The sequence below is a fragment of the Pedobacter sp. MC2016-24 genome, assembly GCF_015223055.1.
Taxonomy (GTDB): domain Bacteria; phylum Bacteroidota; class Bacteroidia; order Sphingobacteriales; family Sphingobacteriaceae; genus Pedobacter.
This window is the reverse complement of the sequence record NZ_JADFBX010000002.1, coordinates 373,930-387,626: the sequence shown is the minus strand read 5'-3', so window position 1 is coordinate 387,626 and position 13,697 is coordinate 373,930. Positions and strand designations below refer to the sequence as shown.

At 41.2% G+C, this 13,697-nt stretch carries 11 protein-coding genes and 2 tRNA genes; 4 read left to right on the top strand and 9 right to left on the bottom strand.

The features are described from left to right. Positions 1-154 precede the first annotated feature (154 nt). Complete coding sequence (locus IM797_RS07270; protein ID WP_228098750.1) at positions 155-1,444, top strand: DUF2130 domain-containing protein; 1,290 nt, start codon at positions 155-157, stop codon at positions 1,442-1,444. A 6-nt stretch (positions 1,445-1,450) separates the two neighbouring features. On the opposite strand, the gene IM797_RS07265 is transcribed toward IM797_RS07270, so the two are convergent. Continuing rightward, positions 1,451-2,200: an SDR family NAD(P)-dependent oxidoreductase gene (locus IM797_RS07265; RefSeq protein ID WP_194126443.1), complete on the bottom strand. Its 750-nt coding sequence runs from the start codon at positions 2,198-2,200 to the stop codon at positions 1,451-1,453. A gap of 129 nt (positions 2,201-2,329) precedes the next feature. Between IM797_RS07265 and IM797_RS07260 the strand changes: the two genes are divergently transcribed. After that, positions 2,330-2,650, top strand: a complete 321-nt coding sequence (locus IM797_RS07260; protein WP_194126442.1) for a hypothetical protein — start codon at positions 2,330-2,332, stop codon at positions 2,648-2,650. 6 nt (positions 2,651-2,656) lie between these two features. On the opposite strand, the gene rlmF is transcribed toward IM797_RS07260, so the two are convergent. The 8 genes from rlmF to IM797_RS07220 form a co-directional block, all read right to left on the bottom strand. After that, a complete protein-coding gene (gene rlmF, locus IM797_RS07255; protein ID WP_194126441.1) occupies positions 2,657-3,598 on the bottom strand; it encodes a 23S rRNA (adenine(1618)-N(6))-methyltransferase RlmF in 942 nt (313 codons plus the stop codon). Between the two features lie 156 nt (positions 3,599-3,754). Beyond that, positions 3,755-3,829, bottom strand: a tRNA-Val gene (locus IM797_RS07250). A 36-nt stretch (positions 3,830-3,865) separates the two neighbouring features. After that, positions 3,866-3,943 (bottom strand) — tRNA-Val (locus IM797_RS07245). Between the two features lie 122 nt (positions 3,944-4,065). Beyond that, positions 4,066-4,791, bottom strand: a complete 726-nt coding sequence (gene recO, locus IM797_RS07240; RefSeq protein ID WP_194126440.1) for a DNA repair protein RecO — start codon at positions 4,789-4,791, stop codon at positions 4,066-4,068. Beyond that, positions 4,781-5,140: a diacylglycerol kinase family protein gene (locus IM797_RS07235; RefSeq protein WP_194126439.1), complete on the bottom strand. Its 360-nt coding sequence runs from the start codon at positions 5,138-5,140 to the stop codon at positions 4,781-4,783. Before IM797_RS07235 ends, recO begins: the two co-directional genes overlap by 11 nt. Positions 5,141-5,215: 75 nt before the next feature. Next, positions 5,216-7,372 (bottom strand): peptidase domain-containing ABC transporter, encoded by a 2,157-nt coding sequence (locus IM797_RS07230; protein WP_194126438.1) that lies wholly within the window; start codon positions 7,370-7,372, stop codon positions 5,216-5,218. 5 nt (positions 7,373-7,377) lie between these two features. Further along, positions 7,378-8,550, bottom strand: coding sequence for an HlyD family secretion protein (locus IM797_RS07225; RefSeq protein WP_194126437.1), 1,173 nt, complete (start codon positions 8,548-8,550; stop codon positions 7,378-7,380). A gap of 57 nt (positions 8,551-8,607) precedes the next feature. Next, positions 8,608-8,814, bottom strand: coding sequence for a hypothetical protein (locus IM797_RS07220; protein WP_194126436.1), 207 nt, complete (start codon positions 8,812-8,814; stop codon positions 8,608-8,610). Between the two features lie 237 nt (positions 8,815-9,051). On the opposite strand from IM797_RS07220, the gene IM797_RS07215 reads away from it, so the two are divergent. After that, entirely contained in the window at positions 9,052-10,650 is a 1,599-nt protein-coding gene (locus IM797_RS07215; protein WP_194126435.1) for a tetratricopeptide repeat protein, read from the top strand. Positions 10,651-10,908: 258 nt separating this feature from the next. After that, entirely contained in the window at positions 10,909-13,680 is a 2,772-nt protein-coding gene (locus IM797_RS07210) for a TonB-dependent receptor (RefSeq protein WP_194126434.1), read from the top strand. Positions 13,681-13,697 lie beyond the last annotated feature (17 nt).

Below are 13,697 nucleotides of genomic sequence, written 5' to 3'. Positions count from 1 at the left end.
TGCTGTGTCCTGTTAAATGCAAAAATAATTGCAGAAAGCCCCCCTACATTGTACTTTTTTTTCAGAAATTCTATTGGTATCTTTGACCTGAAGCTGTTTCCGCTGGTCAATCCATGCATTCTTCGCAATCTGATAATCCCAATAACACGAACCTATGTCAACAGAAATAAAATGCCCCAATTGTGCACATACTTTTCCTATTGAAGAAGTAATGGCCGAGGAGTATAAAAAAGACCTTCGGGAAAAGATGGTTTCTTTTACCAAACAAAAAGACGAGGAGTACAATAAAAAGCTGCATGAATTTGCCCAGCAACAAAAGTTGCAGGAACAGACCTTTGAGCAACAGAAGTTACAGCAAGCCCAGTTGTTTGAGAAAAAACTGGCGGAAGAAAAGAAGCAACTGCAAACGGTATTGGAAGAAAATTTGCGTAAAACCATAGCCTCTGACTTTGAAAATAAGCTCCAGATGCTCGACAATGCGCATAAAGAAAGTGAAGAGAAGTTAAAACTCGCGCGCTCCAAAGAACTCGACTTCATGAAGAAAGAGCAGGCCATGAAGGAAAAAGAGGCCGAGATGGAATTGGAAATTCAGCGCAAAATCCAGGAACAACGTGCGGAAATGGTTGAGCAGGTACGCAAACAGGAAGCTGAAAAAAGCAGCTTGAAAGATACCGAACACCAGCTTCGGGTTAAGGAATTGGAAAAACAACTCGACGACCAGAAAAAGCTGGCCGAGGAGATGAAACGTAAAGCTGAGCAGGGTTCGATGCAATTACAGGGTGAGGTTCAGGAACTCATCCTCGAAGAATTGCTGCGCAACGCCTTTCCTTTTGACTTGGTATCTGAAGTTGGTAAGGGTGTACGTGGCGCAGATTGTGTACATCATGTACGGAATCAATTTGGCCAGGAATGCGGAAAAATCATTTATGAAAGTAAACGCACCAAGGATTTCTCTATGGAATGGATTGAGAAACTTAAAAAAGACATGCGCAGCATGGGTGTGGATGTGGCTGTCATTGTTACACAGGCTTATCCCAAGGGAATGGATTGTTTTGGCGAAAAAGATGGGGTCTGGATTTGTTCTTTCGATGAGGTAAAAGCAGTTTCTTATATTTTGAGGGATGGCATAGTGAAGTTATTCAGCGCAGCTAAATCCCAGGAAAACCGTGGCGATAAAATGCACATGTTATACGACTACCTAACCAGCAATGAATTTTCAGAGCAATGGAAAGCGATTCGGGAAGGATTTATGAGCATGAAACTGTCGATACAAAAGGAAAGGGACGCCATGGAAAAACTGTGGAAGGCCAGGGAAAAGCAATTGGAAAAAGTATTGTTAAATGCAGCACACATCCGTGGCTCCATTGAAGGCATAGCTGGTACCGACAGTATCCAGCTTAGCCTTACAGATGATGAAGAGGACGATGCCCTGCTTCTGGAATAAATCTAACTACTGCGCCAGGTAACCACCATCTGCCGCATAATAAGCTCCGGTAACAAAAGAAGCCTTATCGGAGCTTAGCCACAACACCAACTCAGCAATTTCCTGCGCTTCGCCCAAACGGCCAATTGGGTGCAAAGTAACCAGACCCGACATTTGTTCATCAGTCAAATGCTCTTCCAGCAATGGCGTTTTGATGTATCCAGGCCCCACAGAATTGATTCTGATGCCTTTATCAGCGTATTCTAAGGCCGCAGCTTTAGTTAAACCCACTACACCGTGTTTGGCAGCCACATATGCGGGCGACATCCGCGTTCCAACCTGTCCCAATATAGAAGCCATGTTGATGATGCTACCTCCGGTTGGAAGCATAGCTTCAATCTGGTAACGCAAGCCATAAAACACACCTGAGAGATTAATTCCGATTACCTTTTCCCAGCTATCTAAAGGATACTCTCCCGTTGGGGCCGCTGCGCCACCAATACCAGCATTATTTACCGCAATGTGTAAAGCTCCGTAATGCGCCAGGGTTTCTTTGACAAGGCTTTCATTGTCGGCCGCAACCGAAGTATCTGCTTTATAAAATATCGCATCACCTCCATTTGCTTTAATCTCAGCTACAACCGCCTGACCACCTTTTTCACTGATGTCTGAAACGACTACTTTCGCACCGTTTGTAGCAAGGGTTATCGCTACAGCTTTTCCAATACCTGAACCAGCTCCTGTAACAATGGCTACTTTATTTTCTAAATCTTTCATTATATTATATTTAATGATTATTGGTAGTAGAACATACCAGCATACGCATTGGTTTGTTGACCAAAAGTCATAAGCAAAATTGCATATCTGCCGAATGCGCTGTTTCTTTGCAAAGAAAACTGACGGCTTATGATTTACGCAAAGAAAAAAGTTCAGAGCAATGCCAATCTGGCGGCACAGACCGCAAAAATAATTGCAAATGTGAAAGCACTGGAAGAGAAAAATATGCTCAGGATTGAGGGTAACGTTGTTTTTGTCTATCCCGAAATATGGAAAGACCGCGCAACCGCATTAAACTGGATGAAGTGTCTGCACCTCTATTGTATGGTTAAGAAAAGGTTTAAAGAAAGTGATGCACTTTACTTTAAACATTTTGGATCTTCGGCAGACTTAGGTGCTTTTAAAAATAAGAAAGCAAGCTTACTGGCAATTGAGGCTTCGTCAGCATGATTAAAGTTACCAGCGTTTTTTAGCCCAGGCGCCCTGTTCTTCAAATGAAAGGAATGTCCAGGCTACAAATCGACTTATTTTTTGTCCCTGCGCCATTTCTACTGTACGGACTTCAAAAGGTTTAACCCGCTCCAAAGCGCGATAAATGAAAGGTAGATTACTACTTTTTGACACCAGTGAAGTAAACCAAAGGCATTGATCAGCAAGGTCGGTACTCTCGTCGATCATTTTTCGGATGAAGGAAACCTCACCACCTTCGCACCAAAGTTCGGTATGCTGACCACCGAAGTTCAGAACTGCTTCTTTTGACTTTTGCTTACCCAGGTTACGCACTTTCTTTGTGGAGCCTGCAGCAGCTTCAGCAGCCGAAGCATGAAAAGGCGGATTACAGATACTAAAGTCAAATTGTTCACCTGGCTTAACCACCCCTTTAAAAATGTGATTGCGCTGTTGCTGATGCCTTAGTGTGATGGCATCTGACAATGGCAGATTGGCTGCAACAATATTTTTGGCCGCTTTAACGGCTAAAGGATCGATATCAGAACCAATAAAGCTCCAGCCATACTCCTGATGTCCAATAATCGGGTAAATGCAGTTGGCTCCTACACCAATGTCTAATCCTTTGATGTTTTTTCCGGTTGGAATGACACCCTGATTGATTTCGCTCAGCAAATCTGCCACATAATGGATATAATCGGCCCGTCCAGGAATGGGCGGACAAAGATAATGCTGAGGAATGTCCCAGTTTTTGATCCCGTAAAAGTGGCTTAGAAGTGCCTTATTTAATGTTTTAACAGCCACAGGATTGGAAAAATCAATAGATTGGTCGCCATAAGGGTTTAGTGCCACAAAAGGACGAAGCTCCGGACAGCTTTTGATCAGTTCAGGAAAATCGTAACGGGAACGATGTCTATTTCTGGGATGAAGGATATTTTTTTCTGCAGACATGTAGTTAAAATTAGCCAAATGCAAATGAATTACAACCGTCATCCTGAATTTATTTCAGGACCGCACATTCGCTATTCCGTTACCCTGATATAAATTCAGGATGACCGGGTACAAAAAAAGCCTGATCATGATGAATGATACAGGCTTTTTTTTTTGTGGGAAATGAGGGGTTCGAACCCCCGACCCCCTCGGTGTAAACGAGGTGCTCTGAACCAGCTGAGCTAATTTCCCTTTTGGTCGTGTCATTTAGCGCCTGACGGGCGTTGTTGGTGGGAAATGAGGGGTTCGAACCCCCGACCCCCTCGGTGTAAACGAGGTGCTCTGAACCAGCTGAGCTAATTTCCCTTGGTTATGCTCTTTTGTTTTTCAACCAGTCGAGCAGACTGTAATTCCTTGCGAAGATCCCTTCGATTTGGGATTGCAAATATACACCCTAAAATCATTTTTGCAAAAAAAGATGTTCTTTTTTATGAAAGTACATCTTCTAAAATTTGATGAGAACGGATATTTCCAAAAGAAGCTGTATGTAAAGTATAGTAAACCAATATTTTATCTAATACCAACCTACGGGTACTGTTCTCTAAAATAATTTCATTTATTTTTTCAAAGGGTAAAATAAAGAGCGAAATGAAGTGCCCTGCATCTTGTTTATCCATAAAATAGGCATGTGCCGGTGGCATAGATTTAAATTCTCCTTCTTGCAAATCGAAATAACTCTGGTCGCTTTTGGTTTCCATACTTGGTGCAAAACCTAAAAACCGGGACAGTTTCAATAAAAAGGCCAGGTGAAAGTTTACGTTAAGTTCTTCCGTTTCATCAAACCAGCAAATGGCGTTAAAAATAAAGTCAAACAAATGTTCATCGGTCATTTGCTGCCGGATGCTTTTATACAACACCTCATTTAAGAAGAGCACAATGGTACTTTTGATGATATCATAAGGGATGCTACGGAATACCGGAGATGGCCGTAGTTCCGAAACGCGTTGAATATCCGAGTTCATTTTGTTATAAACTACCATGTCCACCAGATGCAGGGGCTGCAACATATTCATGCTGATCTTAGCCTTTGGCTTTTTCACCCCATTGATGATGTAAGACTGGATACCGAATTTTTCAGTAAAGATTTGTACAATGACGCTATTTTCACTGTAAAGCGTTGTCTTCAATACGATGCCCCGGGTTTTATGAAGCATAAGCTATAATTTTAGGCATAAAGATCAGCAACCCCACCACAATTGCAGTAACCGCAGCAATCAACACTGCAGCAGCACTGACATCTTTAATGATTTTTGCTTTGGGATGAATTTCCGGGGAAACCAGATCTACAAGCACTTCTATGCCTGTATTGAATAATTCGGAGGCCAATACAAAGCCACAGACCATTGCAATCCAAAGCCATTCCTGCGTCGACAATTTAAAATACCAGCCCAGCAAAATTACAAATGCCATAGCCAGGCAATGAACCTTAAAATTCAATTGCGTTTTTAAAACATAACCTATACCTGCAAATGCGTAACCAAAACCTCTTAAAAACTTTTGCATGCTTCTTTATTTTGCATCAGAACACTGCAAAGTACGACATGCTTTTGAACATATGCAATTGTTATGTTCTGAACGCTATATTTCTTCAGGCATCTGAAGCTTCCACAGGTCACTATAGTGGGATTGTTTTTTGTCCCGAAGCTCTTTATGACTTCCTTGTTCAATCACCTTACCGTGGTCCAGCACAATGATTTTATCGGCATTGTTTAAAGTACTTAAACGATGTGCAATTACGATTACTGTTTTATGCTTTGCTTTTAGCATTTCGATCATACGCTGAACATATTTTTCTGAAGCTGAATCAAGTGAAGAAGTCGCCTCATCTAAAATCAGGATTTCAGGGTCGCGGTATAAGGCGCGGGCTATGGCAATACGCTGTCTTTGGCCGCCCGACAAAGTGGTACCATTCTCTCCTAAATAAGTCTGAAACCCTTTAGGCAAGGATTCAATAAAATCAATCAGGCCCAATTGGGTAGCAATATCGATGATCTTCTGCATATCGGGTTCATAATCGCCCACAGCTATATTTTCGATTACATTACCAGCAAATAAATCAATTTGTTGTGGCACTACAGATACCATCCGCCGTAATGACGTCTTACTGATGTATTTCAAATCATATTTACCGATGTAAACATTCCCTTTCTGAATGGGATAAATATTTTGCAGGATAGACATTAGAGTAGATTTTCCAGAGCCGCTTTCCCCAACAATGGCAGTGAACTTCCCCCGCTCAATGCTTAGCTTTAAATCTTCAAATACCGCCACCCGGCTGCCATATCTAAAGGACACATGTTCGAAATGTATATCGCCGATCTTATCCGGACTCAGCTCAATCTGACTTTCATCATTTTCACGCTCCAGATCCATAATCTCAAACAGCCGGTCTGCTGCGATAACAGCATCCTGAACCGTTTTATTCATCCCGATTAAGGACGAAACCGGGGCTGTAAAATACCCGATCAGTGTATAAAAAGACAGCAATTCTCCAGGTGTAATCTGACTATCCAACACATAACCTGCACCTACCCAGAGCAACACAATGGTTAATAATCTGGATGTCAGTTCCGCAGAGGTTCCGGAAAAGACCGTATTCATATTGGATCTGAAGCCATCTTTTAAGAGCTTAATGAAACGGGTTTCAGTTTTATCATTGGCAAAAGATTCGAGACCAAAACGTTTGATGGTTCCTATCGCGTTTAGGCTCTCCACCAATTGTGACTCCAGTTCTGCCGCATCTTCCATTAACTTCCTTTGGGCACGCTTATTTAAGCTATCTGTAACAAAGTATATCAATAAATAGATCGGGATCACAGCCAACATCAACAAGGCCAGCTTCCAGTAATAGGTAAACATCATGATGAATGAAAAGATCACAATGAATATATTCACCAGGAAATTGATACTGACATCATTTAAAAAAGTCCTGATTTTAACCGCATCATTAATCCTGGAAATGATTTCTCCCACCCGCATGGTATCAAAGAACTGCTGAGGCAGCTTCAACAAATGCTTATAGTAACCCAGGATCAATTGAGCATCGATCATCTGGCCTGTTTTTAAGGTAAATAAAGTTTTTACAGTGCCAATAAAAAGCTGCACCGCCAGAATAATCACCATGCCAATACTCATGAGGTTGAGCAAATTTCTATTTCCATCCACCAAGACAAAATCGACCAGCTTTTGTACAAACACAGAAGTTGAAAGCCCAAGAATGGTATACACCAAAGCACCGAATAAAGCTTGTATTAAAATGCTTTTATGTGGTCTGACCAGATTCCAGAAGCGCCCACTGACTGATCTTTTTTCATTGCCTGCGACAAATTCTTCCGAAGGCAGGAGCAGCACAAGTGCGCCTGTCCATTCATCTTTAAAGGCAGCATGGTCTTTGCGGTGTATCTGGCCATCAAAAGGATCCATTACTTCGATGAATTTCTTGCTGACCTTATAAATTACTACATAATGCTGCAAAATCCCCTTCACAACCAGATGTGCAACTGCTGGCGTTGGTATTTTAAATAAGCTGTCAAATGATCCTTTTACCCCTTTGGCTTCAAAGCCAAGCTTTTGAGCAGCCTCAACCATGCCCAATACATTCGTTCCTTTTTTATCTGTTCCAGCAAATTGCCGGATTCGGGCTACGGGCAAATCCAGCTTATAATGAGAAGCTATCGAAGCCAAACAAGCTGCTCCACAATCCGTAATATCCCGTTGTTTTACTTTAATACTCATCTGCTTCAGGTCTTGGTGTTAACGTTAGGATTTACCCAATCATCAACCTTATCATACAGCAACTGGTATAAGCTTCGATTGGTAACTGTGAAACGTGCGGTAAAGTTCATTCCCTTTTTCAGGTACCCCTTGTATCCATTTTTTAAAGACAAGTGATCTGCATTTAATTTACACTTTACTTTAAATACAGGCTGATTGCCGTTCAAAACAATGATATCGTCAGAAATATCCACCACTTTACCTATTGCCGAGCCCCATTGATTGTAATTGTAAGCTTCTACCTGGAAACGAACTTCCTGCCCTTTCCGGATCAATCCGATATCCGCGGGTTTGATATAACATATGGCTACAATTCCCGCATCTGGCGAAACCTCACCTATTTTTTGATTGGCAAACACATAACTGCCTTTCTGCAGACCAACCAGGTTTTGAACAGAACCGCTGACTGGGGCCTTTACCGTATATTGCTTTTTTTGCTCACTAAGCTCGGCCTGCTGCCCGGATAACTGACGCAATTCATTCCGGTATTCATTGGCTTCAGTTTGCCATTGGGTTTTATATTTGCTACGGATCAGGGCATAGGCCGATTCGGCTTGCTCCAATTCATATTTGTATTTTTCATATTCAGATTCTGTAAGCACCTTACTCTGGTATAGTTTATTATAGCGGGAAAAGGTATTGGAAGCCTGCCTTTTCACAATTCCGGCATTGTCCAGCTCCTGTATAAATTGTTGCCATGCGGCGTTGTACTGCCCTGTTTGAAGCGAAGGTGAGTTGGTTTTGTTCAGCGTACTGAAAGACAAAAGCATATCAATGTCGGCAAGAAACTGACGTAACTGGCCTGCACGACCTTGGACTAAGGAACTTTGCTGGCTAGGTAATCCGGCGTCAATAACCAATAGCAGGTCACCCTGATTCAGCTTTTGATTATCTGTCAGTTTATATTGAATTAAGCGCCCATTTATTGGGATAATGAGTTCAGTTTTTTCAATGGATGATTGAATCATGCCATTGCCCTTCACACTGATAGCCGTTCTGATGAAAGGCAAAGCAGCAACAGTAAGCAGGATAAAAAGTACAGCCGTCAAATATATCAGCTGTGATGACTTGCTGATTTGTGAGCGGTAAACTAAAGATGTGGAAGAAATAGATTCGGCTGAATGGCTGGAAAGGGGCATGTTTTAAATATTAATTAACCGTTATTCTGGCAGCCAGAATAACGGTTAAGGCTGATTTTACAGGCTCCAAACAAATTTGAAAACATTAGCTAATGTTTTATTTAAGAAACTTGATAAATCAGTCCCTAAACTGTTTACAAGGCTTCCTGCAGAAGTTAACGTTCCGTTAAGTGCACTGTTTAATAAACCACCGCCTTCAACGGTTGTCATTTCATTTGCGTTCATTTCCTGAACACCAAGGTTTTTCAGTTCTAGATTTTTCATAATAGGAGTTCTTTTAGTTTACTTTCCTTACTCTGTTTATGGCTTTTCGGGTACCGCCTGTGTTGGCCAAACACCATGACTAAGATAATAGGAACAGCCAAGGCCAGGTCTGTTCAATTTATTCATTTTAACCGCCTGCTAGTGCCCGGTTTTTGTTCAGGATTTCAGTAAATATCAAGTCCACCTTAGCAAAGGGATTTAACATATCCTTAACACTGCCCGCCCTAATTTTAAATTGTGAAACAAATCTTTTTAAATCGGATCAGGACTGCTTTTTTTCTGATCTGTGCGTGCAGCATTTTCTGCTCATTTGGGCAGACAAAAAAAACAGATAAAGCGGTAATCGATTCGCTCATTAAACGCAATCCCGATGCGGCGTTTGTAAAAATAAAAACAGCCTTAAAAGAAGCGCTGGATAAAAACGATCCGATAGCCGCAGCCCTATGTTATCAATACCTCGGCGAGCTATTTTACAATCAGGCAGCCTATACCCAGGCGGTCAAATATTATTACAAAGCTGATCACATCTTCAGGAAACATCAGGATTACTTAAATCTGGCTAAGAACCTCAATAAAATTGGAGAAACTTATTATTATGGCAAACAATATCGCATTAGCCTGTCCAAATTTCAGGAAGCACTGGACAATTATCAGAAAATAAAAAACGGCAAGGGCATTGCCGAATCTTATGGTTTGATCGGACAAACCTACGAGAAGCACCAGAACTACGAAAAAGCTGTAAAATATCAGCAATTGGCACTATCTGCCTACCAAAGGGAACAGGATTCACTGGGCATAGCCAAGATTTATGAAAATATAGGTAGCATTTATGAAGATAAACTGGAGCTGGACTCTGCACTTAGAAACTATCAATACGCACTCGAGATCAATCAACGCAACTCAAATGAGCTGGCGCAAATAGAGATCGTCAACAACATTGGAGATGTTTACCGCAAAACCGGAAAATATGCACAAGCACTTCGCTATACCAAAAAAGCTGCTGCTATGGCCGTAAAACTGAACGATCCTTATCAGCTGAGTAGCGCTTACCGCGATCTGTCGAAGAATTTTGACCTGATGAAAAGACACGACAGTGCATACCATTATAGTGAACTGGGCCGCAATATTTTTCTCAAAATATTTACAGAAGACAATAACAAGCAATTGACCTTATTGCAAACTTTATTTGAGATCCAGCAAAAAGATGATGCCATTACACAGTTTGAGCAGGAAAGAAGGGCAAACCAGTTCATTTATATTGGTACAGCACTGATCATTGTGCTTTTGATCATGCTGGCAGTAAGTATCATCAGCAGGCAGCGCTTAAAACTCAGAAATGAAAAAGCGGCCAATGAGCAAAGCAATGCGCTTTATGAAATACAGAAGAAAGCAATTGAGGCAGATCTGGAGCTTAAAAGTCAGGAACTTAGCAACAATACCCTACACGTGATACAAAGCAATCAGTTTCTGGAAGAGTTGCGGAATGAGCTGGAAGAAATGATCCGGGACGACAAAAGAGATCAGAAAAAAAGGCTCCAGCAAATTGTCACTAAAATCAGCAAGCGCGCCAGTCATGATAAACACTGGAAAGAATTCAGTCATATGTTTGAGCAAATCCACCAATCTTTTTTTGACAATCTGAAAAAATATAGTGGGGACTTAACGGCAAATGACCTTCGTCTGGTTGCGCTGATCAAGATGAATTTGAGCTCTAAAGACATGGCCATTTTATTCGGTATTTCACAAGATAGTTTGCGGGTTTCACGCTACCGTTTACGGAAAAAATTAGTCATTCCACAGGGCGAAAATCTAAGCACTTTTATACAGTCACTTTGATAAAAATCAGCAGATCGACCAACTTAACACAATGTTAATGTTACGCTAACTTAATGATAACGGCGGAAAAAGCAACAAATAAATAGCTAAAAACAAGCATTTAAATAGAATCTGTATACGTTGTACACGTTCTGTTTACAGGAGCTGTAACGATGTATACATTTTGTTTACGGCACAAATCTGCAAGTATGAACCGGGCTTTACAGATTTGCAGCATAGTTAGAAAAACACAAACCCCAAACAAAAACGATTTACAAAATGAAGTCAATTTTACAAGTTTTTTTATGTTTACTACTCAGCGTAGCAGCAGCCAAAGCAACCAGCTTAAAGGGCTATGTATACGATCAAAAAACTGGTGAAGCCATGATTGGTGCTTCGGTTTACTTGGAGCATACAGATAAGGCGGTATTAACCGGCTTAGACGGCTCTTTCGAAATCAAACATCCACCAGTTGGTAATTATACCCTAAAGGTGTCTTACGTCATGTATAAGAGCCTGCAACAAAAAATCACCATCCTCAAGGAGGATAACCCGGTTTTAAAAATTTATTTATCTGAAACCAGTGATAAGGAATTGAGTGAGGTTGTCATTTCAAGTAAGGGAGACGGTGCTGCAGAAAAAACCGCCCGGCGCCTGGAGCAGAAATCATTATCACTGATCAATGTCGTATCTGGCCGCGCCATTGAAGCATCACCGGATTTAACTGTTGCAAATGTTGTACAGCGTGTATCTGGAATTTCCATTGAAAGAAGTAGCAGCGGCGACGGGCAATATGCCATCATTAGGGGAATGGACAAAAGATACAACCAAACCCTGGTAAACGGGGTGAAAATTCCAAGTCCTGACAATAAATACAGGTATGTCCCCCTGGATATTTTCCCTGCTGAACTGTTAGAGCGATTAGAAGTCAATAAAACCTTAACGCCAAACATGGAAGCAGATGCAGTTGGCGGTGTAGTCAATATGGTGATGAAAGATGCACCTGAAAAGCTGAGAATCAATGCCAATCTCGCCACAGGATACAGTCAGCTATTTATCGACCGTAACTTTATGGGTTTTAATGCCTCAGACATCAATCACAGATCGCCTTATGAAATCAATGGTAAAAGTTACAAAGCAACCACTGCCGATTTTCCAAAAGGCACGGTAGATTACACTTCCAAACATCCTGCTCCAAATCTTGTCGGTGGTTTTTCTATCGGTAACAGGTATTTGAACAGTAAACTTGGTGTGTTGGTTGCAGGTAGTTATCAGAACACTTACAGGGGTAGCAACAGTACCTTTTACAATACTTCCGTAGTTGGAGCAGCCAGTAAATATGGAACGGTAATGAGCAAAGATGAAAGGCAATATTCAGAACAAAACAAACGTTCTGGCCTACACGCCAAACTGGACTATGTATTTAACAAAAATCATAAATTGACTTTATATAATGCTTATGTTGATCTGATCAGTTTACAAACGCGTGATTCAAAACAAGCAGATTTTACTAGCGGCTATGAGCCCGATAAAGGAAATGCGAAACTGAATTATGCAACCCGTACGCGCTACACCGAACAACAGATTTACAACAGTACACTACAAGGCAGTCATCAACTCATTCCGGAAAAATTTAAAATCACCTGGTCGGCAGTTTATTCGTCGGCAAAGAATGATGTACCTGACCAAAACAACATCAACATTCTTGGTGTACGCGAAAACTTTGTTGACCGTCGTACCTATGCGCCCGCGATCGGTGATGCTTACACACGCCGCTGGGAGCGAAATACAGAGGAAGATAAAGCAGGTTACCTGAATTTTATTTACAATGTAAAAATTTCCGATGCCAAACTTGAATTTAGCGCAGGCGGTTTATATCGTGATAAACAACGCAGTAGCTTTTACAATCAATACATCTTCACTTCTACTAATCCAAATGCATTATACGGAACAGACTTCAATCAGTACACCGAAATTGCATGGACAATTAAGAACCCTACAGGATCAGTTGACAACGCATTAACTTATGATGCATCTGAAAAATTAACCGCAGGTTATGGCATGTTTTCATTGATCAGCAAAGACCTGGAACTAATCGGTGGTCTGAGAATAGAACATACCAATCAGGGCTATCACATGTTGTTCCCGGCAGCAGAGTTACGTCCGGTAGGTAGCCAGGTATATACAGATTTTTTACCGAGTCTGAATTTGAAATATAAACTAACCGACAAACAACAACTGCATGCTTCTTATTTTCGCGCGCTGAACCGTCCTGGATTTTATGAACTGGTACCGGGTGGAAGTTTAATTCAGGATGATTACAAAGAAAAAGGTAATCCAGACCTGAAACGTGCTATCGCAGACAACTATGATTTGCGGTATGATTTCTTCCCAAATGAAACTGACCAATTGCTGGTAGGTGCCTTTTACAAAAACATCAAGAACCCCATAGAATACAGCTTTCAGGCCGATCCGATCCGTCCTCAGGACACTTATTATTTACCAGGAAACTTTGGAAATGCACGCAACTATGGACTTGAAGTAGATTACGTTAAGTTTGTACACAAATTCGGGATCAAGGCCAACTATACCTATACCCACTCTAAAATTACTACACCAAAAAGCTCAAGAATCAGAGATGAACAGGGCGATTTAAAAACAATTTTTGTTGACCAGAGCAGGCCGTTATATGGACAATCTGAGCATATCGCCAACATTTCGCTACTTTATAAAGGCGGAAAGCATGGATATGATGCACAATTGGCTGCCGGTTATACCGGACCAAGAATCAATACTGTTTCTCAATTTTTAGACAATGATTTGTGGCAACAGGGCTTTATCCAAATGGATGCCTCTGCGGAGAAAAGGTTCAAAAATAACCTGAGCGTATTTATCAAAGCTGGAAACCTGTTAAATACACCGACCAAATTATTCATTAAAGGAACCAATCCTGAAAATGCAAATACAGCAACAACGTTTGACGGAAAAACACTGATCCGTAACGACCACTATATGCAGACCTATTTATTGGGTGTACGTTACAAATTATAAATCCACTTGACCATTCA